This window comes from Vibrio sp. T20 (assembly GCF_007858795.1).
Classification (GTDB): Bacteria; Pseudomonadota; Gammaproteobacteria; order Enterobacterales; family Vibrionaceae; genus Vibrio; species Vibrio satsumensis.
Map to the genome: position 1 here is coordinate 1 of NZ_VFEB01000067.1, position 277 is coordinate 277.

Genomic DNA, 277 nt, shown 5'->3' on the forward strand with positions numbered 1-277 from the left:
TGGTAAAGCGAAGAGTGCGATGGCGTACCACTCTGGAATCTTACCTGTCGATGCGGTCAAAAAGACCACTGCAAAGATATCCTGCATGACGAGAATACCAATCGCTAGCGTGCCATAGGTCGCATTCATTTCCCCTTTCTCTTGCAGAGACTTAACTGCGAATACGGTACTAGAGAATGAAAGGGCAAAGCCGAGTAGAACAATCTGTTCTATTGACATGGCTGCCAACGAGGAAATACCTAGGAATTTAAAACCAAACAGGGCGACCGCAAAAAAC

The 277-nt window shown here is 46.2% G+C and carries 1 protein-coding gene; it reads right to left on the minus strand.

Features of this window, described 5'->3' with window-relative positions; all coding sequences use genetic code 11:
• Positions 1-277, minus strand: a 277-nt coding sequence (locus FTW16_RS05540) for a cation:proton antiporter (RefSeq protein ID WP_186728030.1), incomplete at both ends; no start/stop codon positions are given.